20 protein-coding genes are annotated in these 25,281 nt (G+C 68.4%); 8 read left to right on the plus strand and 12 right to left on the minus strand.

What is annotated here, in order from left to right:
* Positions 1-215 (minus strand): transposase family protein (locus tag AB0H52_RS27325; RefSeq protein ID WP_357951024.1); only part of this gene is annotated, 215 nt, incomplete at its 3' end.
* 1,178 nt (positions 216-1,393) lie between these two features.
* Between AB0H52_RS27325 and AB0H52_RS27330 the strand changes: the two genes are divergently transcribed.
* Complete coding sequence (locus AB0H52_RS27330; protein WP_357951027.1) at positions 1,394-1,819, plus strand: transposase family protein; 426 nt, start codon at positions 1,394-1,396, stop codon at positions 1,817-1,819.
* A gap of 945 nt (positions 1,820-2,764) precedes the next feature.
* Here the strand turns inward: AB0H52_RS27330 and pglX are convergent.
* From pglX to AB0H52_RS27350, 4 genes are read right to left on the minus strand one after another with little or no spacing between them, the layout of a single operon-like run.
* Complete coding sequence (gene pglX / locus AB0H52_RS27335; RefSeq protein WP_357951030.1) at positions 2,765-6,259, minus strand: BREX-2 system adenine-specific DNA-methyltransferase PglX; 3,495 nt, start codon at positions 6,257-6,259, stop codon at positions 2,765-2,767.
* Between the two features lie 34 nt (positions 6,260-6,293).
* Entirely contained in the window at positions 6,294-8,003 is a 1,710-nt protein-coding gene (locus tag AB0H52_RS27340; protein WP_357951033.1) for a DUF262 domain-containing protein, read from the minus strand.
* Positions 8,004-8,016: 13 nt separating this feature from the next.
* On the minus strand, positions 8,017-8,877 hold the full coding sequence (locus AB0H52_RS27345; RefSeq protein ID WP_357951036.1) for a hypothetical protein: 861 nt from the start codon (positions 8,875-8,877) through the stop codon (positions 8,017-8,019).
* On the minus strand, positions 8,867-10,126 hold the full coding sequence (locus AB0H52_RS27350; RefSeq protein WP_357951039.1) for an AAA family ATPase: 1,260 nt from the start codon (positions 10,124-10,126) through the stop codon (positions 8,867-8,869). The genes AB0H52_RS27345 and AB0H52_RS27350 overlap by 11 nt, the downstream gene beginning before the upstream one ends.
* Positions 10,127-10,411: 285 nt before the next feature.
* On the opposite strand from AB0H52_RS27350, the gene AB0H52_RS27355 reads away from it, so the two are divergent.
* Positions 10,412-10,621: a type II toxin-antitoxin system VapB family antitoxin gene (locus AB0H52_RS27355; protein WP_357951042.1), complete on the plus strand. Its 210-nt coding sequence runs from the start codon at positions 10,412-10,414 to the stop codon at positions 10,619-10,621.
* Positions 10,618-11,037, plus strand: coding sequence for a PIN domain nuclease (locus tag AB0H52_RS27360; RefSeq protein ID WP_357951045.1), 420 nt, complete (start codon positions 10,618-10,620; stop codon positions 11,035-11,037). The genes AB0H52_RS27355 and AB0H52_RS27360 overlap by 4 nt, the downstream gene beginning before the upstream one ends.
* 22 nt (positions 11,038-11,059) lie before the next feature.
* Here AB0H52_RS27360 and AB0H52_RS27365 read toward each other — a convergent pair whose 3' ends face one another.
* Both AB0H52_RS27365 and pglW read right to left on the minus strand, forming a co-directional pair.
* Complete coding sequence (locus AB0H52_RS27365; protein WP_357951047.1) at positions 11,060-12,415, minus strand: hypothetical protein; 1,356 nt, start codon at positions 12,413-12,415, stop codon at positions 11,060-11,062.
* A gap of 297 nt (positions 12,416-12,712) precedes the next feature.
* Positions 12,713-16,855 (minus strand): BREX system serine/threonine kinase PglW, encoded by a 4,143-nt coding sequence (gene pglW, locus AB0H52_RS27370; RefSeq protein WP_357951050.1) that lies wholly within the window; start codon positions 16,853-16,855, stop codon positions 12,713-12,715.
* A gap of 173 nt (positions 16,856-17,028) precedes the next feature.
* Between pglW and AB0H52_RS27375 the strand changes: the two genes are divergently transcribed.
* The 4 genes from AB0H52_RS27375 to AB0H52_RS27390 are packed head-to-tail and all read left to right on the plus strand — an operon-like array spanning position 17,029 to position 20,105.
* Positions 17,029-17,793, plus strand: coding sequence for a hypothetical protein (locus tag AB0H52_RS27375; RefSeq protein WP_151488346.1), 765 nt, complete (start codon positions 17,029-17,031; stop codon positions 17,791-17,793).
* Entirely contained in the window at positions 17,790-18,032 is a 243-nt protein-coding gene (locus AB0H52_RS27380; protein ID WP_192580133.1) for a hypothetical protein, read from the plus strand. The genes AB0H52_RS27375 and AB0H52_RS27380 overlap by 4 nt, the downstream gene beginning before the upstream one ends.
* 5 nt (positions 18,033-18,037) lie before the next feature.
* Positions 18,038-18,940 (plus strand): 7-cyano-7-deazaguanine synthase, encoded by a 903-nt coding sequence (locus tag AB0H52_RS27385; RefSeq protein ID WP_357951054.1) that lies wholly within the window; start codon positions 18,038-18,040, stop codon positions 18,938-18,940.
* A gap of 19 nt (positions 18,941-18,959) precedes the next feature.
* Positions 18,960-20,105 carry a site-2 protease family protein gene (locus AB0H52_RS27390; RefSeq protein ID WP_357951058.1) on the plus strand — a complete coding sequence of 382 codons (1,146 nt, stop codon included), beginning with the start codon at positions 18,960-18,962 and terminating at the stop codon, positions 20,103-20,105.
* On the opposite strand, the gene AB0H52_RS27395 is transcribed toward AB0H52_RS27390, so the two are convergent.
* Together AB0H52_RS27395 and AB0H52_RS27400 are read right to left on the minus strand one after the other, a co-directional pair.
* A complete protein-coding gene (locus AB0H52_RS27395; RefSeq protein ID WP_357951061.1) occupies positions 20,090-21,367 on the minus strand; it encodes an FAD-binding protein in 1,278 nt (425 codons plus the stop codon). The two genes, AB0H52_RS27390 and AB0H52_RS27395, sit on opposite strands and share 16 nt — an antisense overlap.
* Positions 21,364-22,116: a hypothetical protein gene (locus tag AB0H52_RS27400; protein ID WP_357951064.1), complete on the minus strand. Its 753-nt coding sequence runs from the start codon at positions 22,114-22,116 to the stop codon at positions 21,364-21,366. Before AB0H52_RS27400 ends, AB0H52_RS27395 begins: the two co-directional genes overlap by 4 nt.
* Positions 22,117-22,235: 119 nt before the next feature.
* On the opposite strand from AB0H52_RS27400, the gene AB0H52_RS27405 reads away from it, so the two are divergent.
* Positions 22,236-22,649: a hypothetical protein gene (locus tag AB0H52_RS27405; protein WP_357951067.1), complete on the plus strand. Its 414-nt coding sequence runs from the start codon at positions 22,236-22,238 to the stop codon at positions 22,647-22,649.
* A gap of 14 nt (positions 22,650-22,663) precedes the next feature.
* On the opposite strand, the gene AB0H52_RS27410 is transcribed toward AB0H52_RS27405, so the two are convergent.
* The 3 genes from AB0H52_RS27410 to AB0H52_RS27420 all read right to left on the minus strand — a co-directional run bounded on the left by AB0H52_RS27410 (position 22,664) and on the right by AB0H52_RS27420 (position 25,029).
* On the minus strand, positions 22,664-23,593 hold the full coding sequence (locus AB0H52_RS27410) for an LLM class F420-dependent oxidoreductase (RefSeq protein WP_151488341.1): 930 nt from the start codon (positions 23,591-23,593) through the stop codon (positions 22,664-22,666).
* A 132-nt stretch (positions 23,594-23,725) separates the two neighbouring features.
* On the minus strand, positions 23,726-24,760 hold the full coding sequence (locus tag AB0H52_RS27415) for a hypothetical protein (RefSeq protein WP_151488340.1): 1,035 nt from the start codon (positions 24,758-24,760) through the stop codon (positions 23,726-23,728).
* Positions 24,760-25,029 carry a hypothetical protein gene (locus AB0H52_RS27420; RefSeq protein ID WP_151488339.1) on the minus strand — a complete coding sequence of 90 codons (270 nt, stop codon included), beginning with the start codon at positions 25,027-25,029 and terminating at the stop codon, positions 24,760-24,762. Before AB0H52_RS27420 ends, AB0H52_RS27415 begins: the two co-directional genes overlap by 1 nt.
* Between the last annotated feature and the right edge of the window lie 252 nt (positions 25,030-25,281).

The following is a 25,281-nucleotide window of genomic DNA, read 5'->3' on the forward strand; positions in this document are numbered from 1 at the left end:
GCCTCGTCCAGGTCGTACAGCCAGTCGGCGATCGCGGCGAACGACGAGGCGCCGGCCAGGACCGCGCAGACCGCGACGGTCAGCAACGCGGCCAGTGGATACCGCACTCCGTGCGGATTACGCGGGTCCGGGATCACGCTGACAGCGTCCAGGAGCCCACGACGTTCACCCTCGGTGATCGGCGGTGACGGCGTCTCACCGCTGGGGGTTGTCACAGTCAGTACGGAGATCAGGGATGATGACATCTGCGGGTGGAGTCCTCGGTGTCGTGCAGTCCTAGAGAAACTCCATGATCACCCTGAGGGCTTCACCCGCTTCAACCGCCTCCACATAGGCCAATCACCCGGCATCATCCCAGCTCACCGGCTCGCCGAACGAGAACGCAACAGCCCTGTCCCGGGATCGGAGACCCGGCACCACCGTCGTGACAGACGACGCCCCACGCCACACCCTAGGGGACAAAACGGTCAAGCCGAAAACCCTACCGGAGGACAAGACCCCTCTGACGAATCGAGGTCAGCAGTAGGTATTCGTTGCCGTCACCGGACCCCGACCGGGACACTGACTATCGACCGCGATTGAGTGCGCTTCCATTTCCCTGTGAAGGGTTGGCCGGCGGCAGGAAGCCACCCGGAGGTGGTGCCGAAACCCGGGACATGCCGGACTGGGTAGGTGCACTCGTTAATGCGGCGAAGGGGGCAGGTGAGTACGCGCCCCTAGGAGCCGCCTGCGAGGGACCGGACGGGCCGGGCTGCCGCTCCTCACGAAGACGAACGAATTCCGCGTGCAGGGAGCCAATGACTGAATCAGGCCTGATCCAGTAAGGTCGCCGCGAAGCTTGTTCATATATAAAAGCCTCTATGTAAAGAACATCCTGTAGGAGGTTGCTCGTCTTTTGGCTGATTTCTCTATCGAATACCAGATCCTCTCTGTTGAGCCCCGTAATCCTAGCCTCTTCCCTCTCGTTGGCGCCGGCTACACGTACGGCATGGCGAGCCAGATAAATCAGGAATTGGTCATCCCCCTCCTTCACCTTTCTCCGCACATGACTATAGGCATAATCGACTAGATGTCGAGTTCGATTCGGGTCATTGATTCGGGCCATCTGCATAGTCCTTTCTGGCGAGATTGCGGACAGGGGCCCTTCGGCCGAAAATTTTGAGGCCCTACTATGGAACGCGAGAGATCGACCCCGGGTTCAGTGCCAGGTGACCCAGTGAGGTGATCTCAACAAGGACGGGAGCGCGGATCGGGACGACACGGGCATTGCGTCCATGGCGGACAGTGCTGGATGTGGGCGTGGAGCCATCGGTAGACAGGTCTTTGCGACAAGATCAGTCTCCGAGAGGGCTCCACGTGATCACCTATTCTGCTCGACGTCCCCAGGGAACTCGTGCAGCACGTGGCGCGGCTGTTGCGCGCCGAGCGCCGGGCGTTGGGTACCCGGGCGGGCGCGTGGGCGTTGACCTGCTTCTACCAGGCGCTTTTGGTGTTGGTGTGGTTCCGCAAGGGTGAGGACAAGACCATCATCGGGGCCGGGTTCGGGGTGTCGAGGGCGACTGCGTACCGGTGCGTCGCCGAGGCCGTGCGGGTCCTGGCGGCGCAGACACCCACCCTGCACGACGCGTTGGCGCGGGTCGCCGCCGACGGCTGGTCGCACGTCATCCTCGACGGGAAACTGTTCGACACCGACCGCCTGGCCGAGACCACCTCGAGCGTGAAGGGCGACCCGATCGACGCCTGGCACTCCGGGAAATACCGCGATTTCGGGGCGAACATTCAGGCCGTGATGCGCCCACGGCCCCGGCGGTATGCCTGAAGATCTTGGCTCACCGATCTTGCTTGCGCGACCCCAAGACGCCGACGATCGGACACACTCCGGACCACTATGGAGCTTGTTTTGAAACACGGTTGTTGCAACGAATGCAGCCATCTCGATCATCGTGATGTCCGCGTGGACGATGGTGCGGCAGGCTGCTGTACAGCCGGCTACCGCCAGCAGGCGGTCGCCATCGAGACCGCATAGCCGCGGTCAGGTCGTGGCCGAGATGGCCTGCTCATCGAGGTAGTCGTCCAGTTCGAGGAAGTGCGGAAGCGCCTGACGCATTCCTTCCACCCCTGAGTTCAGGGCGTTCGCAAGGTTTCAGCCAACGCAGCATGTGGTGGTTTGAAGCCTCCTCCCGAAAGGCGACTCCGAAGGGCCAAACCTTCATCTTCTGCACAGCATCGATTCCTGAAATCGCTCCTACATTGCGATCACCATTCCTCGTTCGTGGCACACGCTATTGAGTAGTCGCTTGAGTGCCGGCTGACCTGCGGGAATTCGCGGTCAAGCGCAGGGCATTCGCAAGATCGAGCTATGACCGGATATTCGGTTATGTGATAGTCACGCCGGTTTTGGTGGGTACGTAGAAGAGCGCGGCCTTCTGGCGATCATGCAGATGTCTAGACTGATGCCCTTTTGACCACCCTGCGCAACACCGCGATCAGCCTGCTCCGCCTGGCCGGCGTCGCATCCATCGCGCCAGCCCTATGAAAGGACAGCCGAAACCCGCCGATCCCTACAACTACTAGGAATCACCTAGAACGGGCATATCTCTACCTTGCGAACGCCCTGCATCGCCCATCGCCCATCGCCCATCGCCCATCGCCCATCGCCCATCGCCCATCGCCCATCGCCCATCGCCCATCGCCCATCGCCCATCGCCCATCGCCCGAACATATGTTCGGCAACCCCGGCCGTCAAGGTTGCCCGCTCCGGATCTCAGGGCAGCTCTGGCACACCCCGCAGCAGCGCCAGCGCGGAGCGGTCGGAGCTGAGCTGGGCCAGCTCGGCGTTGATGAAGTCGGTGAAGAACTCGGCCGGTGATCCGGGGAACCCGGGCTGCTCACCCGAGTGCCACTGATGCAGCCACGGCTCGATCTCGACCAGCCCGGCAAGCAGGGGCAGCAGCCGGTGCGCCGGCCACGCCTCCTGCGTCTTCCGGTCGAGGTAGACGGTGGCGAGCGCCTGCGCCTGCGCCAGGTGGTCCCACCCGGCCCAGCCGAGCAGCTCGCTGCCGTCGTTGTCCCGCCCCGCCTGCGGGTACGAGATGAACCGCTCCTTCGGCACGTCGAGCTTCCCGCGCGCCTTCCAATACGACGGCCGGGCGAAGTCCGCCGACGTGTACTTCGGCGGCACCTCGATGGTGACCTTCTCCCCCGCGTCCTCCCGACGCTGCAACGCCCAGGTCCGCTCCCACTGCGCGCGCTTGCGCAGCCCGGCCGGCTTGTAACGCTGCGCCGGCAGGTACGGCACATGCTCGTCGGCGAGCAACTGCCCCAGCGTGCGCGTCAGGTCGTAACTGTCGTGCCCAACCCACAAATCCAGCACCGCCCGGAAATCCTGATCCCCACTGACCCGATCGGCGAGCTGCGCCACCGACAGTGGCTTCGGCTGCCCCGCCCACAGCTCCGCGGACTCCAACCGATCGAGCAGCCACTCCCGCAGCGCGGCCGAATGCATCTTCTCCCACCCGTCGGTGGACCAGCGCCGCTTGCACTCCGGCCGCTCAATCAGCCCAATGTGCCGGTTGGATTCGATGGTGGCGATCCGCCGCTCCACGAGGGACCGGTACTCCGCCGGCCAATGCGGCTGCGGCCGGTCGATCGGCTTCGACCCGTGCCGGTTGAACCATTCGGTCTGCGCCCCGCTGGTGTGCAGCACGATCTCGAAGGCCCGCTCCCCCAGCTTCAGCTCCGGCGGATCGGGACAGGTCAGATCCTCGTCGATCAGCCCGTAGAGCCGGTAGACCTCCCAGTCCAACTCCTCCTGCAACGCGATCATCCGCGCCCGCACCGAGTGGTACTCCGTCTCAGCCTCCGCGAGCCACTGCCGGCTCGGCACCCCCGAAGCGGCCACCGCCGCCGGGGTCAAGCTACTGAGCCGCTGCGCCAGCCCATCAAGTTCCCGAGCCCGGCCCAACGGGTACGCCGAAGGCAGCGGAAATTCATTTACCTTAGTCCCCGTGAAATCATAAAAGTGCTCCCAGTCATCGCTCGTGAAACCACCACCCTGGCCACGAATGCCCTTGTCATGACAGACCTGTTTGAGCCAAAAGCAGGAAGTCGAGCTGTTAAGAGCCCCAAGGAGCCCCAAGTATTCAGCTTCACCCGCGCCTTCAGGAAGCAAAATAACCGGCGCGGCGCGATTGAAAATATCTCCGCCACGATTCAATATAAACCGGTTATGTGTAGAAACGAACGAAAATGATATTTTCATAGGCGCCACCCACCTTGCTGGGTGGAAATCCGAATATTCAAACCAGGCCAGGCCGCGCTCCTCCTGAGTTCCAGAGAGTGCGCGACGCGCCTTTAGCGGGAGTCGATACCTCCAAAGCAGCCTTAACCCAGCCGGGCCCGCAACAGGCGAGCCATTGAGGTCGTATGGAAATACGACACTGTCACCTTCATCTGCCACATAGTCTCTAATTGCAGTGCCAGTAATGAATGGCGCAATTTGCGTATCGCCCCGCAGCCTGCGAGCCATCGAGCGCCCAATCAAATAAGCGTCGTCGGCCCGGGTTTCGGCTACAAGCCCAATAACTTCGACCATCGAACCAAGCTTGCCTGACGAGTTCTCCTCAACGAATCTTTTGACGTCGATGGCACCTGCGCCGGCAAGACTCCACGGGAAATTGGCTAGCTGCCTACGGGGGAGGTCGGAGACAGTAACCCAATCCGACTCGGAACCTGGAACAGCCACCTGTTCAACGACAGCTGTCCACACTAGACCTTTGGCGGCGAACGCAGGTTGAGACGGTTCGCCTCGAATACCGAGTACCGCCCGGACAGTGCCGGAACGGCGGCGACTGTTGGGCCGACCAATTAGGATTACTGTGGGAGTGCCATGGCCAGGAATGTAGGCACCGGAGGTGTCGATCACCTCCGTCAATTCAACCTCGTGCGCAAAGTACTTTTCGATCAGATGCTTACCGAACTCGCGCTTCATGAATGAATTTCCGGTGATTTGGCCAACGTGCCCAGCGCCCTCGCCGTGCTCGTCTGACCACTTGGCCAAATCAAAGAAACGCTTCGCAAAGGGTACGGTCAGCGCGTATTGCCGGTAACAGACGGTCTTGTAGATCTCGCGGTAGAGGCCATTGCGGGCGCTGTCCGCGACGGTGATGTAGGGCGGGTTACCCACCACAACTGTGTACTGGTTTTCGGCTAGGTAGTCCTTGAGCAGGTCGGCGTCTTCGCTCTCGTACGCGAAGATCGCCTTGCCCTCAATTTCGGCGAGCAGGTCGCCCTGCGCTCGGGAGCTGAACGCCCCCCACGGCAGCAGCGAGTCGCCAGTCGCCACTCTAACCGGAAACGCCGGCGTGCGTTCCAGCTTGGTCAGCCCGCACACCTTCATCGCGGCGATCAGCAGCCGGAACCGGGCGATGGCCACCGCGAAGGCGTTGATGTCGACGCCGGTCACCTGGCCGAGCGCCCGTTCGACGAGCACCTTCACGTCGGTGGCTGGCTCCCGGTCCCGCCACTTACCCACCAGGCGGTGGAACGCGCCGAGCAGGAAGTGCCCAGAACCGCAGGTCGGGTCGATGACGCTGGTCGCGGCGAGACCGAACTCCTTGACCGCAGGCTCGAAGGTGCGGTCGAGGATGAACTCCTCCACGAACTCCGGGGTTTGCAACAGCGCGTACGTCTTCTTCGCGTGCGTCGACATGTCCTGATAGAGGTCGCCCAGGAACCGGGTGTTCAGGTCGTCGCGGCGCAGCGAGACAGCGCCCGCGCCGCGCCGGAAGAAGTCGCTCAGTTCCTCGGCTGCCGGGCCGGAGATGTCGAAGCGCCACAGCGGGTTGTGCTTTCTGTCGAAGATCTTGCCGGTGGCCTTCAGCTCGGCCAGGTAGCCGAAGGCCTCCCGCAGCCAGTGCCGGTCGTTGTGCCGGGGGTTGGCGATCAGGTACGCCTGCCGGTGCTGCACGGCCCGTTCGGCCGGCGCGGCCGGGTCGGCGCCGCCGATCCAGAGCTTCTCGACCAGCGCGTTGTCCTCGCAGAATCGGACGAACACGCAGCCGAGCACCCAGGCTACTGCTGCCTGGTCGAGCACGTCGTCGAGCCACGTTTCGAAGCTGCCGCCGACGCGCTGGGCGTCCTTCGCCGCCGCGTACTCCTGGCGCAGCTCAGCTCGCAGGCCCGGGGCCTCCGCGACCTGCCGGCGCAGATCGTCCACCAGGGTCCTGACCTGCGCTTGCAACGCCTTCAGCTCGATCACCGCTAGATCCTAAGGTCTGTCACCCCGGCTGCCACTACTCTGAATCGTCGTCGGCCACACCAGCGACCTGACCACCTACCGGCACGTCCAAATGGTCGGCGAAGGCGCGGAGCCGCCGCTCCAGCAGCTCGGTGCGGTCCTCGACGAAAATCTGCCCACCGTTGCCCCCGTCGCAGAGCCGCCGCCACGCCTTGAGGGGGATCCCGTGGCTCTCCAGGATCTGCTCGGTCTGCGACTGGCCCACCAGCCGACGCAGCTCGGGGTTGCCGTCGAAGAGACCCGGCCCGACGGGTAGGTCGAGCCCCTTGAGACCTGCGAGGACGCTGGTGTTCGGTGTGGTCGGGAAGATCAGGCGATTCGCTGGGCGAGGGTCGCGCGGCACCACGTGCCGGAAGATCTGGTTGTCCGCCGTCGCAAGCACGTTCGCCATCTCGAAGGGCTGGCCGAGCATGTCCAGGCGCCGGGGAAACTCCACCGCCTCCCAGATCACGTATGCCTTCGTCCGCGCGCTGTTGAGGTTGAACGACTCCGGCATCGGCTGCACAGCGGCCACGTCCAGCGGCAGGTCAGCCTCGTCGGTGGCGAACCGCCGCATCTCGGCCAGCGCCCGGCGCAGCATGGTCGAGGTCGCCCCGGCGAACGCGCTCGACCACGAGGTCACCCAGAACCATCGCCGCAGCCCGTCATAGTGCCGGCCGCTCGGCTCTCGGCAGGTGTGGAAGAACATCGCCAGCAAGACCAACTGATGCGAGTACGGCAGGAAGCGGGCGTGCGGCATTCCGACGCCGTTACGCAGGAACTCCGCCGCCAGTCCCACCGCCCGACCGGTGTGTGGCAAGTCGTCGTGCAGCCGGTTCTGCACGTAGTCGGCGACCAGGCTCCAGCGCGGCGACATGATGTCCGACTCGCCGGCGATCGCCAGCAGCGAGCGGAAGACCGCGAGTCGGGGCAGCTCGCCGAAGCCGGACTCGGCGATCGAGCTGACGATGTCGTCGATGCGGCTGGCGAGGGACGGCTGTTCCTCCCGGTAGGTCAGCGCCGAGACCATCTGGTCCGGGTCCATCCGGGTGCCGGTGCGGTTGAGCCGGGCGTAGACGTTGACCGCCTGGTCGAGGCTCGCGCCCTGCAGACGTACGACGGTGAGTTTGTAGCTCTTGATCCGCTGCACGACCGCCTCGGCCTCGCGGATGAGCATGTCGACCTGGTCGACGTCCCGGGTGGCAAGCTCGACCTCGCGGAAGTGCCCGAGGAAGTCCCGGGTGCGCATCACCGCTGCCAGCGGCAACAGGTGCGGTGACCAACGACCCGAGCGATGGTGCCGGTAGCGCTCGGAGCCGGCCTGGTCGGCGCGCAAATCGCGATAGACCTGCCAGATCCACTCTCCGTCGTCCTCGGCCGGACCCCGGCGTGGGGGTCGGTTCAACACCCCGAAGAGGGTGGAGACCCGCTGGTGGCCGTCGAGAAGGTAGGAGATCTGCTGCCCCGCCGTCGGTGGCGGCGGGATCGACAGGCCACCGATCCGCTCCAGCGAAGGGATCGGCAGGTCGGTCTGCCAGAGCAGCAGGCTGCCGATCGGGTAGCCGCGTTCGATGCTGTCGAAGAGCTCCAACATCTGCGCCGGCCGCCAGACGAATGGCCGCTGGAACGCCGGCACCCGGATCGTCCCCTTGCCGATGTCGGTCAGCAGGTCGCCGACGAGCGCGATCGTCGGGTCCGGTCGGATCTCGGCCTGGTCGGTGCGCATGAGCGTCAGTGTCCTACAGAATCCGACGAATCATGGCCAGCAGCTCCCGCAGGTCCGCCACGGCGACGGGGCCGAGCTCGTCGAAGTCCTGCTCGGTGAGCCGCACTTGCGGTGGGATCAGTGGCTTCGGCATCTTGCCGCCGAAGTGCTCCTTGACATCGAGGTAGTGCCGGGCATCGTGCGGCATACCCCGAAGGCTCGCCAGTTTGGCGTCCCGCTCGGCTGGGGCTCGGTCCATGAAGGCTTCCTCCCACACCCGGGACGGCACGTAGTTCTCCAACTCGCGGCAGTGCCACAGGTGCACCTCGCTGCCTCCGTCAAGGGCGCGGATCTGCAGGGCGTAGGTGACGTTCTTGGTCCGGTGGCCGGCGCTTTTGCGGTCGCTGTCCATCAGGGCCGCCACTCGGATCAGCACCGAAAACTCACGGCGTCGCCGCTCGACGAACTGCACCATCCGGTCCTTGCCGCCGGCGTGGCTGAACCTCAACCAGTGGTTGTGCAGCGCCTGCACGATGTCGGTCTCCCCGAACGCCTCGGCTGCGGCCAGCAGGAAGCACTCCTCCGTGATCTCGTCCTCGACGACCAGCACGGCCGGCCGGCCAAGGTCCTCGACAAGGTTCTTGAGCTGCGCCGAGCTGATCACGGCCGTAGCTGTAGCTGGCTGGGCCGCCGGTTTGTACGCCTCGACCAATGCGTGCTCCACGAAGGTCTTCACCGCCTTGAACGGCAGCGTCTCCGCGAACCGTGCCGCACTCTCCGCGACCGCGCGATCGGGCCGCCACCGGTGCCGCCCCGTCATCGCCAAGTCGAGCAGCTTGGCCACGGTGAGCTGGTCGCCCGAGTGGAACACGTCCGCCTGGATGTCAAGATGCATAGCCACTCCGGTTGAGCTGGGCGGAGGCGAGCGCCCGCACCTCGTTGTAGTCCTGCGAGAAGTAGCCCTCTGGCCATTCGTCGCCGAGATCACCCAACTCGTCGACCCCGACCCGACGGATCACCGACACCCCGTCGACCTGCTCCACGACATAGATGGCGAGCATGTCCGCTGGGTATTTTCGCTCGGCGATCCGCCGCCGCAACCGCAGTAACAGGGTTTCGCTGTGCGTTTCGATCAGGAATCGGGTGCCGGTGGCCTGCGCCGTGCTCAGGTAGAGATCAGCCAGCTCGGCATGGGCACCAGGGTGCAGGTGCATCTCCGGCTCCTCGATGATCTGCAAGGCCGAGGCCGACTGCGAGCCACGCCGCTCGTCCATGGCGCACTGCACCAGGATCGGCAGGACCTGCGACAGGCCGGTGCCGGCGTCGGCCAGGTTGACCCGGACGCCGCTGCCCTTTCGGGTCAACACCGTCGACCAGAGCGGACCCGCCTCGATCTCCTCGATGCGCCAGCCCGGCACGATCTTCGCGAGCCGCTTGTTGACCCTGTCCAGCAGTTCGCCATCGCCCCGTGCCTGGTCGTGCGCGAGGATGCCGGAGGTGCCCTGGCCCTGTTCACCGACGGCACGCGGAGTGCCCAGCGGCAGCCGGTGCTGGCGCTCCGGCCGGTCGCGGTAGGCGCTGAGGAACCGGATCGGCCCCAACGAGATCCGCCGGTCGCCGAACGGCCACAGCTCAGCGACGTCCTCCACCCTTGGTAACAGGCCGTTGAAGACCACCGGCCGGGTGACCGCACGGGGGTGGACCTTCGAACTGACCTCATAGACGACGCCGTGCTCGGTCGTCTCGATCGTCGGTAGCAGCTCGAAGTCGATGGTGTCGCCCTGGCTCGCAAGGTGCAGGTTGGAGACGTAGGCGCGGCGGTCCTCGTCGACGTAGCGGATCGTGGCCGCCATCTCGAAGGGGTTCGGCCCGTCCATCGTGAACCCGAGCGAGAACTTGCCGTGCGGGCTCTGCTCGAAGATCAGATCGGGAAAGCCGTCCACCGGCTGTGGCACCAGGCGATCCAGGTCGAGTGGAGCGGTGCTGGTGGTGTCGAAGCCCGTCCCGATGACCAGCGGGGCACGGGTCAGCACGCTCTTGCCGGAGTTGTTCTTGCCGAGGACCACCGTGACCGGCGCCAGCTCGATATCCTGCCGGTCGCGGAAGCAGCGGTAGTTCTCCAGCACGATCTTGCGCAGCGACATTCCTAGATTTTTACCACATTCAGTGACGACACAGGTGCCCTCCGGATGGCCATTCTGGACGCTCCGAGCGTCCTCCAGCCTGGACTACACGGTCCGGATCCAGGATCCGAGACACACCGGCCGGTTCGGACTATTCCGGTCCACGCTTTGGAGTGACAGCACGCCTCGGCTGCCCAATGTGCGACCGGCCAGGCGACTCTCAGCATGGCGAGTCAGCGAACCCTGATATCAAAGACGTGCCGGATTGATATCATCGGCGATGATCGCCCACCTGAGGAGGCACCCGTGAGCCGGACGATCCTTGATGTTGATGACGAACTACTCGCCGAGGCCGGCAAGATCCTTGGCACCACGACGAAGAAGGCAACAGTCAACGCCGCCCTCAAGGCTGTCGTCGACCGGGAGAAGCGGCGACAGTTCGCCGACTGGCTCAAGAGCGGAGGGCTTCCCGATCTGACGGGTCCCGTCGAGACGGCCGAGCCGGACGCAGCGTGAGTCACGAGCACTATCTGCTGGACAAGTCAGCCCTCGCCCGCTGGCCCAAGCGCAGTGTGGCTCCGGTGCTCGGCGAGCTGTCCGATCGAGGGCTGCTCGCGGTGTGCGGCGCGGTCGAGATCGAAGTCATCCACAGTGCCCGCACTGCGAAGGACGCCCAGCGTGCCCGGTGGCTGATGGGCGGATTCCGCTGGCTGGCAATGCCCGACGAGGTCTGGGACCGGGCGGTCGACGTCCAGGTACAGGCGTTGCACAAGGGCAACCACCGGGCCCTGCCCATGGCGGATCTGCTGATCGCCGCAACCGCCGAACGACACGGAGTCACCGTCCTGCACTACGACGGCGACTTCGACCTGATCACCGCGATCACCGGGCAGCCCACCGCCTGGGTCGTTCCCGCCGGCACCGCCGACTGAGCCCATCGCCGGCCGGCACCGCTCACTCCAGCAGGCTCTTGATGTCGGCGGCGGTGAACTGCGCGGAAGCGAACTCACCACCGTCCAGGACGCTGCTGAACAGCTCCGCCTTACGCGCCTGCAACGCCATCACCGACAGGTCGAACCAGTCATGCTCGCCGGGCTCACCGCCGTCGGCGAAGGTGATGGTGGGCGCGGCGTACGTCTCCTGGTAGTCGTCGAGCGCGCCGTCCGGTGGGGTGACCAGCTCGACACCGTCCAGCTCGGCCAGTCGCGGAAGGACGTCACTGACGAACCGGATCAGGGCGTCACCGGAGAGGCTCGCCGAGGCTGCCAGTCGAGGCCCGGTCGACGACGGCTCCAGGAGCTCGGGCACCGGCTTGGCGACCAGGTCGACGACCTGCCGCAGGAGCTCCGCGCGGCGTTCATCCGTGACGGCAGACATCCCGTCCCGCAGCGGCTCGGGATGGCGTCGGCCCCCGACGACACGATGCCACTCCCAGGCCACCCGGAGACGCTGGTCGGGCTCGGGGCTCGCTGTCGCGGTCAGGGTGGCCGGCCCTACCGTCGGAAGCTGAACGGCCGGATCGGCGGCGAACACCTCGACCTGGCGGAGCAACTCCGGATAGAAACGGTCGAAGAACTGCTGCTCCTCGGCAGCCGGAATCCGGATGGCCGGCCCGCCGAGCGCCCGTAGCATTCCCGGCTGCAACGTCCCGGCCAGCGGCGCCAACCAGAGCGCCGGTACGCCGGCTCGGGCGTCCGGCCCGCTGAGCTCCGCCAACCCGGCGAGGCCGTGCGCCGGCTCGCCGACGAGGAGTACGCGTGACACGGGGATCGGGGCGCCACCGGCCGACAGCGTCGGTGCCAGCACCAGCTCTCCATCAGCCCGATCGACCTGGACCGAGAGCCGGGCCGGACGACCCAGCACGACCGGCCCGGCACGCTTACCGGCCTGCACCAGTGGCAGCCCAGCCTCGTCCGCCTCGGCCAGCAGGTCCCAGATTCGCCGGCTGGCGAACTCGTGCAGCGCGAACGCCCGCCGATGGCCGTCGTAGTAGTGGTAGGGGTCGTTGCCCGTACTCCCCAGTCGGGCGATCTCGACGAGCAGTCGACGGTGCCGCTCGGTCTGCCCCGACCGGCCGAAGTAGGCGTAGCTCAACGTTGACCAGCTGATTCCAGATCGCACCCAGCCGGTGCGGCCCGGCAGCACCGGCCGTAGGTCGACCTGGAATCCCGCGCCGCCGTCCGAGCCCTGGGAGACAACGTCGAACTGCAGGCCGAGACCGGGTGGCTCCGACTCCGGCACAGCCGGCGGCGGGGCGACGTCCCGGACCAGTGCGGAGACCGCCCGCTCCCAACTCGCCGTTTGCCGCACCGGGCGGGGTTTCCGGGGCTCGACCGCAATGAGTGTCGCGAGCACCAGGGCGACAAGGTGCGCACACCCGGCCTGCCCGCACCCGCAGGAGCCATCCAACGCCTCGACCATGCCGTCGGGTGTCCAACAGCACCGTCGCCGCCACCCGGCCGGTTGCGCTGCCGTCGAGCCGACCGTGCGCCTGACCGGTTTCCGGATCCCACTGGATGTCCAGCAGTTCCCCGTGCTCGAGCAACTGGCGTGCCCGCACGAACGCCCGGGTGCCGACAAGCTCATAGAGCGCGGCCTCGGCCGGGCTCAGGGCGAGCTTCGCCACGACTCAATCCCTTCGCTGGCGGACGACTCGATCCAGTCGTCGGCGAGCCACAACGACTGGCTGGCCAGTGACGTAAGCGGCAACTGCACCCCGTCCAGCATCGCCGGGTCAGGTCGACGGGCCGGCACCAGCAGCAGTCGGGCCGCCGGTCGAGACCTGGTCGGATCGGCCAACTCCTGGAGCAGCCCGAGCTGCCCGTACCGGGCCAGCGGCGCCGCCTCGGTGATCAACACCGGTCGGTCGGCTGCGGCGATTGCTTCGTTGACGGCCGGCACCACCTGGTGTCGGACCAGATCCACGAGGCTGCGGAAGTCGGCATCCAAAGCCGAGCCGTTGTCCGCCGCCACGATCGCCTCCCACGGAAAGCCCAGCGAACGCAAGCGCTCCAGCAGGATCGCCGTGACATCCACCTCGGCCACCGGCAGCCGGGCCAGCAGTGCCCGCCGGGCTGGGCCGAGCCGCCGCCATGGCGCCAGCACCGCGAGGAAAGACCGCCGCTCGATGGCCGAGGCGATTTTCTGGGCCACCTCATCGGTGGCGGTAGGCCCAAGCAAAGGCGCGTGCGTGGTGGCCATTCGGGTGCCGGTCACCGAGGCGGGCATGCTCACCGGCCCGTACACCCGGTCCTGTGCGTGCCAGGTCAGCGGCACCTCGGCCGCCGCGAGCAGGTCAGTCAGGGCGGGGCGGTCCGGCACCCGCTCCGCCCGGGGAAAGCGGCTCTGCACCCGGTCACGGATCTGCTGCGGCCCGAGCCGCTGGCCGATCAGGCCACCGACCGACAGCCGCAGCGCGCGCTCCGCCGACATGCCCACCGGGTAGAGCTGCCCCTGCGCATTGACGTCGACCCGGTCGTTGCTCCCGATCGCGGCGAGTTGCAACAAGCGCAGGTCGGCTACCGCAGGCATGCCGGCCGGCGAGGGCAGCCGGCGTAGCTCCTCGACAGCGCGCTGCCGGGTCGGCAGCGGGTCAGCGTCAGCCAACTCGACGGCTCGGCCGCCCAGCGCCACCACGTACCCGAGGAAGTCAGCGGCGGTGACGTCGGACGCCGGATCGTCCGGCTCCCGACCGACCAGGACGGTGCTGGAGGTACGGAACCGCTGGATGGCCAACCGGGCGTCCCCGCCGGTGCTCAGCTCAGCCTCGACGGCAGCGCGGACCAGCCCGACCGCCTGCGGCAACCGCTTCGGCGCGGCAGTGTAGGAACCGCGGGCCGCGATCAACGACTGGGCCAGCTCCTCGGCGGACATCACCGCGCCGCGGGCGTCGAGCAACGCCACGAGTTCGTTGCGTACCGCCTCCAGTGCGGGGTTACCCAACCACGTCTTGGCCTGCGCGCTCAACAGCTTGGATATCTGCGGCTGACTCCGGCCGGTGGCTCGCGCTGCCTCGCTCTGAGCCGGCCAGCACAGGAATGTGCCATCGTCGGCGGGCGCCTGCCCGAGCAGCACGGCCACCGTCCGGTGGTTGCGTGACGTGGTGGCCGGCAGCAGGGTCACACAGAGCGCCTCGACGCCCTGTGCCAGCGGCTGCTCCTCGGTGGGAGTCGGCTCGCTGTCGCCGGGCAGCACCGCCCGCAGCGTGCGTGCCTGGGCAAGGATCTCCTTACGGGTGGCGTCCGGCACCCCCTTGGCCCTGGTCAGCTCCGATGGCTCGGCGTCCAGCAGGTCACCGACGGTGTGCATGCCCAGCCGTTCCAGCGCCGAGCGGGCCCGCGCGGTCAGCTCCGTCACCTCCAGCGGTGACTCACGGGTCAACCCCACCACCGCAGGCAGCGGCCCGACCGGCGTCACGGCCGGTTGCGGGATCTGCTGGAAGATGGCCCGCCAGGCATCGGTCATCTCGTCGACCGTGTCGAACCGGACCGCCGCGTCCCTGGCCAGCGACCGGCGGAAGAACTCCACAAGCCGGTCGGCCACGGCCGGGTCGAACGCCGCCGGATCGAGGGTCACCTCATCGCTGACCACCACCGGGTTGGCATTGTCGCCCCATCGGGGCAGGGTGCCCGTCGCCATCTCGTAGAGGACGACGGCCGCCGCGAACCGCTCCGCCGCCGCGTCGTAGCGCATCCGCCGCGGCGGGCCGAGAAACGGGTCGAGATAGCCGACGGTGCCCGCGCCAATCTGGTCGGCCGGGCTCGACGACAGCGAGAAGTCGAAGACGCACAGGTGCGGCTGCTTGTCCTTCGGGCGGGGCCGGGCCGCCAGGTTGGCGGGCTTCAGGTCACGGTGCCAGACGCCCTGCCCGTCGAGATAGTTGACGATGTCGAGGAGGTCCCGCCCATACCGCTCCAGCAGGTCCAGCGCCAACCGACCGCCACGCAACTCCTCGGCGAGGGTGCGCGCCCCGGCGCTCTCCATCAGCAGCGCGGTCCGGCCACCGACCCGCACCGGCCCCTTGACCAGCGCCGCCACCTGGGGATGCTTCAAACCCCCGAGGGTACGGGCCTCAGCGGTCAGCCGTTCCTCGTGCTGTTCGTCGCGGGCCACCTTCAACACGAGCGGGCGCGACTCCCCCTCCCTGGCGACCAGGAGGGCCACCGCGGTGGCACCGGAACCGAGGCGGTCCCTGACCTCCAAGCCGCCGTCGAGCACGTCACCCCGGTGGGCCGAAAGCGGGTCGGTCACCGGCTCTGGCTCCGGTGCGGTCAGCTTCTCCCAGACCTCTTCCACATCACTGCGGAAACGGGAAACGCTGGATAACCGGTGGCCCGGGTCGCCCCGGGTCGCGTCGTAGACCAGCTTGACCAAAATGTCAGGCATACCATCGACTGCGGCGTCCAGGTGCAGGCCGCTGTCCCGAACCGCGTTAACCAACTCCTCCGGCGTAGCGGCCGGCGCAGCCCCGGCGAAGATCCGGTACGCCAGCGCTCCGAGCGAGAACACGTCGAGCTGGTGGCCCGGCATTCGGGTGGCGTTCTCGGCCTCCGGCGCCTGATAACGACGGACCTCGTCATCGAAGAACAGCTCCAGGCTGGCTGGGTCGCTCGAGGTGCCGAGACGGGTCAGTTGAGTCGTGGCGGCCAACCGACCGCCGGTCTGCCAGTCGGTGACCACCAGTGTCGGGCGCGACCCGTCCGGATCGCCGACATAGATCGCCCGAGGTGAGAGCGCCCGGTGAGCCAGTCGGCGAGAGTGCGCGTAGTCGATGATCTCGGCGAGATCCTGCACCAGCTGCAGCCGCTGGGCCAACGTCAACGCGTCGCCGCGCCGGAGCAGCCACTGGTCGAGGCGTACCCACTCCTGCTGGTGGTCGAAGACGACCGCCGGCCCCCACGAATGCTCGACCAGGTCGTGCGCCCGGGCCACTCCCGGATGGTGGATGCCCTGCAGGAGGCGGAACTCCCGCTCCGCCGCCTTGCGGATCGCCGGCACCTCGTGCTCGGCAGCCCGACTGGTCAGGTAGAACCGCACCCGACGCACGAGCGAGGCGTCCAGCGTGTGGCCGGCGAGGAAATCCTGCCAGCCGAGGCCCTCCGCGAACGGCTTCGGATGCAGCAGCAGTTGGCCGACCTTGCGGTCCGCCACCGACGGCCGGATCTTCGCGCCGCGCACCAGCTCGACGATCTCCCGCCCACGCGCCTCGTCCACCAGGTGATCGGGATTACGGGGCACGGCCAACAACAGCTTCTTCAAACCGGGCAGGCCGGAGTCGTGACCCTCCAGCCCGTAGATGTGTTGACTGCCGATCGCGTCGAGGTCAGCTCGCATCGCCCGCGCGTGGAGGAACACCGCAGCACCGACGTAGGGCGTCTCACGCTGCCGCCCGTGTTGCTTGGCGTAGTAGCGAATGAGGCTGGCCAGCCGCTTCGCCTTCCGGTTGGCCAGGATGTACGGATTGTCCTCGGGGATGAGCCGGGAGTTCGGCGCCCGCCGAACCCACTGGGTACCGTCACCGCGAATCTCGCCCTGCCAGTGCTTCAACTCCAGGACGTAGAGACCGCTCGGCGTCAGCACCAGGGCATCGACCTCGTTGATCGAGCCGTCGGCGCCGACGAACTCGACGTTCGTCCAGACGTGGAACGGGTCGGTGTCGGGCAGGTAGCCGGCCAACTCGCGCAGCCCGTCCTGCTCCCAGACATACGAGCTGGAGTTGATCTCCTCCCAGCGCGGTGAATCCTCCCGCATCCGCCGATCCTTCCACCCCGGCCGTCGATGTTCCGGCTCAGTCTGCGCACTTTACCGTTTCGACGCCTGATCAGCGGAGACCACCGCTCCGCGCACTTAGTGCAGCTAGCCAAACACCGTCTGTATCAATAGACTTCGCTCGACGTCCTTCCCAACCCCTCCGGGAGGTCGCCATGGGCACCTCGACCCGTCTATCAGGTCCGAAGAACGGCAGCTGGACTGCCGCCAAAAGCCGCCTGCGCACCTGGACGCCTGACGCCACCAGCCGTCCTGACCAGCTACTCCGGCATGACCAACAGCGCGCCGAGGCGATCGCGGCCCAGTACCAGCGAGCGTTGCGAGACGCCCTGAACGCAGATCCGGAGGCGTTCGGCATTCGTGCGGCAGCCGAGCAGGCCGGCGGACGGCTGATTGAGCTGCTCGATGACCTCGGGCGAGCGGATCTTTCGCTGGTGGGGGACTTGGCCGCGGGGGATGACGCCGACGAGGTCGTCCGGCGGTTCGTCGGCCAGGTCGCCGGCGATGGGCAACTCATCGTGGACGCCGCCGTCCGCCGGGCCGCGCGACGCGTCGCGGAACACCTCGTGACGCAGGACGGACCGCTCGTCGATCCTGGCCGCCCAAAGCCGGTCACCGGCGAGCTGTTCTGCGCGTTGTATCGGGCGTTCTTCGGTGAGGTGGTCGGCGAGTTCGTACACATTCTCATCGCGGAGAACGTCAAGATCGCCGTGCCGGCGCTGGTCATCCTCGACCCGACCGATGTGGTGGCTGGCTTCGTTGCCGATCAGGTCGTCAGGGTCCTGCCCAACCCCTGCGCCGAAGCGGTCGACCGTGGGCCCGAGCCACCACGGCTCGCCGACGTCGCCAAGGACCTGCTGACCACCACCGTGACTGAAGCCCTAGGGCTCGGCAACAGCGGGCTGGAGCTGGCGGCGTGAGCCGGGCAAGCTTCGCGTATCACTACGCAGCCCGGGGCGGAGTGTCCACCGATCGGAAGCGGGAGACCATCGGATGGCCGCTGCTTGAGCACGCCGACCAGCGTTTGCAGACATTGGCCGAGGTGCCCCAGGACCGCCCGGACTGGGCGCAGGACCTGCTGCAGATCGCCCGAGCCGTGTACCTGGCCGACAAGCTGTCGCTGCGCGATTGCGCCGCCGGACCACCTATCCCGAGGTAGGAGAGGTGGCCCTGTTCTCCGGAGGGCTCGATTCCACCGCCTGGGCAGCAGAGCGCGCCAAGGTCGCGGCCGGCCCCCTCCTGCTCGTCTCCTATTTCGAACCCCAGTGGGCCAGCCAGCAGGACCAGACTCTCAACGCGATCGAGAGCTCGGCCTGTCGCGACATCGAGCAGCTCAAGGCGTCGCAGCAGGTCCGTCTCACCAGGAAGCTGGAAAAATCTGCGCGTACCCGCGGGCTGCTCTATCTCGCCACCGCCATCTACCTCGCTGCCGCCCACGGGGTGCCACAGGTGGTCGTACCGGAGAACGGGCAGCTCGCCGTCAATCCCCCGCTCACACCGGCCCGGGTAGCCGCCTGCTCCACGAAATCTGTACATCCCGGGACACTGCACCTGCTCAACTCGTTGATCGACGCTCTCGGTGGCGGGGTGACCGTCGTCAACCCGTACCTGAACCTGACCAAGGGAGAGGTTTGCCAGCAGGCCCTGGACGCTGGTCTGGCCCCGGCGACCCTCACCCACGCCACCATCAGCTGTGGGCACCCACCTCGGAACCGACCGGGTGCCGAGCACTACCACTGCGGGACCTGTTACCCCTGTCTGGTACGCCATTCCGGTCTGCTTGCCGCACTGGGAACCGACAGCACCCCGTACAAGACGGATGTCTGGAAGTTAGGCGACCGGGAGAAGGCTGCCGTCGATCGACGGGCGCTGCACCGGTGGTTGTGCCGCCCTATCTCCGTTCGAGACCTGACGACCGACACGCCGTTGCCGGACACCGTCAAACCCGGGCCGCTGCTAAGGGTGGTGGAGCGCGGTCGGACGGAACTTGCGCAGATGTTCGCTCGGCACGGCCAACCGATCACATCCACCAAGACGCCGCCTCGTCGACTGGCATGGGCAGGCTAACGAGGGGTAAGAGCCGGGGATGAGGGCGAGTTTCCGGCTTGGCCGGATCGCAGGTGTGCCGATCGGGGTCAACTGGAGCGTTCTGGTCATCTTCGCGCTGATCGCGTGGGGGCTGGCCGCCAACCAGTTCCCCCGCTCGTACCCCGATCGGTCACCGGTGGCGTACGCCCTCGCGGGCCTGGCCGCGGCGGTGGTCTTCTTCGTCGGTCTGCTCGCCCACGAGGTGTCGCACGCGGTGGTGGCGAAGCGCAACGGGCTGGAGGTCGACGGCATCACGCTGTGGTTGTTCGGCGGGGTGGCCGAGCTGCGGGGCGAGCCGCGCGACCCGGGCGCGGAGCTGCGGATCGCCGGCGTCGGCCCGCTGGTCAGTCTGCTGATCGGGGCGTTCTTCGGTGCCATCGCGGTGCTGTTGGCGCTGGTCGGGCCCGGCGGGCTGCTCTTCGGGGCGGTGGCGTGGCTGGCCGGCATCAACGTGCTGCTGGCCGTCTTCAACGTACTGCCGGCCGCGCCGCTGGACGGCGGTCGGTTGCTGCGCGCCGCCGTCTGGAAGGCCACCGGTGACCGGACTCGGGCGTCCGTGGTCGCGGCCCGCGCCGGTTGGGTGCTGGGGGTGCTGCTGATCGGCCTCGGGCTGTGGCAGTTCCTGTCCGGGGTCGGGTTCGGTGGGCTCTGGCTGGCGCTGATCGGCTGGTTCCTGATCGGCGCCGCCGGGATGGAGGAGCGGCAGGCCCGCACCGGCAGCGCGTTGCGGGGCATCCGGGTCGGCGAGGTGATGACGCCGCAGCCGCAGACCGCGTCGGCGGAGATGACGGTGGCCGACTTCGTCGACCACTACCTGTTCGCGTACCGGCATTCGGCACTGCCCCTGACCGAGGAGGGCCGGCCGACCGGCCTGGTCACCCTGGACCGGGTGCGGGGCGTACCGGCCGACCGGCGGGCGTCGACCAGCCTGGCCGAGGTGGCGTGCCGGGCCGACCAACTGGTCCTCGCCCGTCCCGGTGAACAGCTCAACGACCTGCTCCCCCGGCTCAGCGAGTGCGCCGACGGCCGCGCCCTCGTGGTGGACGACGACGGCCGTCTGGCCGGCATCGTCTCCCCCAGCGACATCAGCCGCGCCGTCCAGCGCGGCACCCTGCGCACCCCGGCCGGTCAGCGCGGAAAGTAGCGGTCCAGCAGGTCGGTGCGGAACTTCCCGGTCGGGTCCAGGTGGGTCAGCAGGGCACTGGCGTCGTCGTACCTCGGGTAGCGGGCGGCCAGCTCCGCCGGGTCGGTGACGAAGACCTTGCCCCAGTGCGGGCGGGGCGCGAACGGTGCCAGGCGCTCCTCGACGGCGGCCAGGACCGGCAGCACCGCGGTGGCGTCGTCGATCCAGGTGAAGTGCACGACGAAGCTGTCCCGCCGGTGGTTCGGGCTGAGCCACAGCTCGTCCGCCGCGACCGTCCGCAGCTCACACACCTGCAACACCTCGGCGATCAGGTGCGCCACGTCGTCCAACGCGGCCAGCGCCTCGATCGCCGCCGAGCGGGGCAGGTGGTACTCGGACTGGAGTTCGTCGCCGCTGCTCGGGGTGAAGCCGAGCTTGAAGTGCGGCAGTCGTTCGTGCCACGGGCCCGGCGCGCCGAGCTGCGGGGTGCAGTTCTCCGCCGGCATCCCGAGCACCGGGTGCCGGGGCTCGTTCGCGGCCGTGGTGCCCAACCAGTCCGCCTCCGGCGGCGGCTGGTCCACCACCTGCTTGCGCCACACCTCCCGCAGTCGCGGCGTACGCCAGTCGGTGAAGACACTCACGCTGTACGCCGAGCCGAGCGCCTCGTCCAGCGCCTCGCGGGCCAGGTCGAGGCGGACGTACTGGCGCAGCTCGAAGGTCGGCACCACGTCCAGGGTGACCCGGGTGACCAGGCCGAGCGCGCCGAGCCCGACCACCATGCCGGCGAACGTGTCCCCGTCGGTGTCGCGGTCCACCCGGAGCAGCTCGCCGTCGGCGGTGACCAGCTCCAGCGCGGCGACGGAGGTCGCCAGGTTGCCGTGGGTCTGGCCGGAGCCGTGGGTGGCGGTGGCCACCGCGCCGGCCACCGAGATGTGCGGCAGCGAGGCGAGGTTCGCCAGCGCGTACCCCTGGGTGTGCAGGTGTCGGGCAACGTCGCCGTAGCGCAGCGCGCCGGCGACGGTGACCCGCCCGCGCTCCGGGTCCACCTCGATCCGCGGGGGCAGACCGGCCAGGGTGACGAGGTCGCCGTCGGTGTCGCCGAAGCGGTTGAAGGAGTGCCCGGTGCCGACCGCCCGGATCCGGTCGCTGCCGGCGACGAGCCGGCGCAGCTCGTCGGTGGACGTGGGCCGGTGGAACGCCCGCGCGGAGTAGCGCACGTTGCCGGCCCAGTTGCGGCGTGGCACGTCCACGGCCGGCTGGCCGCTTCGGTCTTGCGCGATCATGTGGCGGTCTCCCGATCGTTGGACTGGTGGTCGGCCAACGCGGCGACGAGGGCGTCCAGAGCGGCCTCGGTCGCCAGCGTGCCGTACCCCCGCTGGGCGACCGGCAGGCCGGCGGCGCGGAGGCGTTCGATCTCGCCGCGCGCCGCCTGCCGGGTCTGCGCGTCGCCGGACACCAGGGCGTCCTGGCCGCGCCGGATCAACCGGTCGACCTGGTCCATCCGGTAGCCGCGCAGGCCGGTGGGGAGGTCCGGGTCGGCGAAGGCGGCGCGGCGCAACGCGGGCAGATCCACGAAACGGTCGCCGGCGTAGCGGGTGAGCGCGGCCGACACCTGCTCGGGTTGCTCGCGGACCTGGTCGAGGACGAGCAACTCGATGGCGGGCCGGCCGTCGATCGGATGGCGGGCGGTCACCGGCTCGAGCGGCACGTCCGGCGCGGGCACCAGCAGCAGCCGGGGCGGCTCCGGACGGCCGTCGCGCCGGGGCGGCTCGTCGAGGACCACGGCGTCGACCTCGGCCCACCGGATCGACCGGCGCAGGCCGGGCCGGCGGATGGTGAGCCCGTCCGCGCCGATCCCGAACCGGAACGGCCGCAACGCGCTGACCAGCGCGACGACACCGAGGGCGATGGCACCGACCGCGATGATCGTCCGTAGCAGCGCCCCGTCGCGGGGCAGGGCCAGCAGAACCACCCCACCGAGTACGCAGACCAGGGCGAGCACCAGGGCGCCCCGACTCCGGCGCAGTTCCACGCTCGGACCCCCGTTCATGACCGTGGCGTCGGTCCCCGCATCCTCCGACAGACCGGGCGCCACGGACACCGGACGATCGGGCACGGTTGTTCTCGCCATCGTCGGGGAACCCTACGCCCATGAGCAGCTACCGCGATCCGGCCCCACGGGGCGACGTCTTCCCCTGCGAGGAGGAGCTGGACCCGACCGGCAGCGGGATCGAGCAGGCCAGCGCGCCGCCGGCCGAGGCGAGCCATCCGTCGCCCACGCCCGGCCCCCGCCCCACACCGGCGCCCGCCCCGGCGCCGACGCCGGCACCGTCGCCCGGGCCGCCGCCGCGCGCCGCCGGGGCACAGTCCATCGTGACCCGGCATCTGGACGGTTCGGTGGAGGTGGTCACCGATCTCGACGGCGACGGCGTCGCCGACATCGTCCAGATCGACGTGGACGGCGACGGGGTCCCGGACATCACCTACGTGGACAGTGACCGCGACGGCCGGCTCGACACCGTGCTGGGCGACCCGGGCGCGGTCGGCGCCCACCGGGGCGCCTGACCGGCCGGTCCGTCTCAGAGCTTCGCCATCACCTCGCTGGCCACCAGCTCAAGGTGCTCCAGGTCGGACAGGTCCAGCACCTGGAGGTAGATGCGCTGGCTGCCGGCCTGCGCGTACCGGCCGACGGTGTCGAGCACCTCGGCGGGCGTACCGGCGAGGCCGTTGGCGCGCAGCTCGTCCGGTTCGCGCCCGATGGCGGCAGCCCGGCGGGCCACCTCGGCGTCGTCGCGCCCGCAGCAGAGCACCAGCGCGTTGGACCAGGTCATCTCGGCCGGGTCGCGCCCGACCTCGGTACACGCGGCGCGGACCCGGTCGAACTGCGCGACCGTGTCCGGCACGGACGCGAACGGCAGGTTGAACTCGTCGGCGTAGCGGGCGGCCAGCCGAGGGGTGCGCCTCGGACCCATCCCGCCGAGCAGGATCGGCGGGCGGGGCTGCTGCACCGGCTTGGGCAGGGCCGGCGAGTCGACGATCGGGTAGTACCGGCCGTCGTAGGTGAACCGCTCCCCCGCCGGCGTGGACCAGAGACCGGTGATGACGGCGAGCTGCTCCTCCAGGCGGTCGAACCGCTCACCCAGCGCCGGGAACGGGATGCCGTACGCGGTGTGCTCGTCGGCGTACCAGCCGGTGCCGATGCCCAGCTCGACCCGGCCGCCGCTCATCTGGTCGACCTGCGCCACGGTGATCGCGAGAGGGCCGGGCAGCCGGAAGGTGGCGGCGGTCATCAGCGTGCCGAGCCGGATCCGGCTGGTGTCGCGGGCCAGGCCGGCCAGCGTGGTCCAGGCGTCGGTGGGGCCGGGTTCGCCGCTGGCGTCGCCCATCCTGAGGTAGTGGTCGGAGCGGAAGAACGCTCCGTACCCGGCGTCCTCGGCGCACCGGGCCACCGCGAGCAACTGGTCGTAGCTGGCGCCCTGCTGGGGTTCGGTGAAGATCCGCAGTTCCATGATCCCGAGCATAGGTCGCGGATCGGCTGTGCCGGCTCACCCTGCGAGCTGCGCGACACGTACACCGAACGGCTCGGCGGGGTGTGAGCCCGCGGCCCGGCGGCCCCGGTGACCCGGGGCCGCCGGGATCCCTCAGATGAACGGTCGGGTGCCGTACGCGCTGTGCAACGCGGCCAGCCCGGCCTCCTTGGGCGAGAGAGTGCCCCACCCGGAGTTGAAGTAGTTGGTCTGGGTGATCCGTGGCCCACGCTCGGCGTTGAGCTGCGCGATGGCCGCCGGGACGGTGGCGATCCAGCCCGACTGGTTCGGGATCTCAGCCGAGCGCACCCCCCACTCGGCGATGATCACCCGACGGGACAGCGCCACCGGGCCGAGGTCGGCCACCGCCCAGTCCTTCGTACGCCGGAAGCGGCCCAACGCCGTGTGGCTCGCGTCGGTGGCGTAGACGTTCCACTGGAGGAAGTCCAGGCGCGACATCAGCGACTCCGGGTGGGTGCGCTGGAAACAGGCCCGGTCGAAGCCGCCGACTCCGACCGAGAAGGTGGTCCCGGCGGGCAACGTCCGGGCCTTGAACCAGGTGAGGATGTAGTTGATGGCCTGCACCGCCCGCCAGTCGGACCCTTCCCAGGTGTACGCCTTGCCGGCCTCGGTGGTGCCGAACTCGTGGTCGGTGTCCAGCTCGGAGGCGATCTGGATGTTCACCCCGAAGCCGAGCGTCCGGTACTGCGACAGGGCACGGGCGAACAGCCCGTCACACTGACCGTCGACGACCTGGTTGTATCCGTACGCCTTCGGCCAGGTGGTGCCGGGGCGCTGCTGGATGGTCATCGACGGCGCCGGCACCGTGTAGCTGGTGCCGTCCACGGTGAAGGTCTGCGGCCCGCTCGGAGCGCCGTAGTGCTTCAACTCCAGGACCATGTTCATCTGCACGCCGGCCTTGCCCAGGTTGATCAGCCACGGCCGGTTGTAGCCGGGGAAGATGTATCCGTCTGCGAAGCTGCGGTACTGGGTGAGCGAGCGGAAGTTCCCGCCGGCCATGTCGGCGCTCGGGTCGGCACCCCCGGAGAGGTAGTAGCCGCCGAGCACCGACTGACGCAGCTCGTAGTCGGCGGTGGCGGTCGCGGTGTGTCCGGCGACGTCACGGACCTGGACGGTGACGCGGGGCATCACGCCACCGCCCGGTAGACGGCGACGGCGCCGTTGTCGGATACCCGGTTCCAGGTACGCCCGGAGTCGTCGCTGACGGTCACGGTGAGCGGGTCGATGATTGCGGTGACCTTGACCGGCGCGCTGCTGTTGCCCTGCGCGTCGGCGACCACGAGGGTGATGGTCAACGGTTTGGTGTCGGCGTCGGAGTAGGTGATCGTCAGCAGCATCTGCTCACCCGGTTCGTACGCGGGTGCGTTGAGAGCTGCGGTCGCGATGGGACTGGCCATGTCGGACCCTCTCTGTTCGGGTCCCGCCGTGGGTCGGGCGTACGGAAGCGACACCGACTCCACGCGGAGTCCTCGGTGGCGAAAGACCGGCGGGCGCGAAAGCGGCGCCTGACTGCCGGCGGTGAATGACGTCCTTGTCCCGGTGGGCGATACACCGCTGCGGGCGCCCGTAGCGGTGGGCGGGGTGGGCGGGGGAGGCACCGGCGCGGACGATGCTGTCCGCGTCGGGCCGGAGGAATGGGATGTAGCCCG

Origin of the sequence: Micromonospora sp. NPDC050695, from assembly GCF_040654415.1 — a bacterium.
In the GTDB taxonomy this organism is placed as follows: Bacteria; Actinomycetota; Actinomycetes; order Mycobacteriales; family Micromonosporaceae; genus Micromonospora.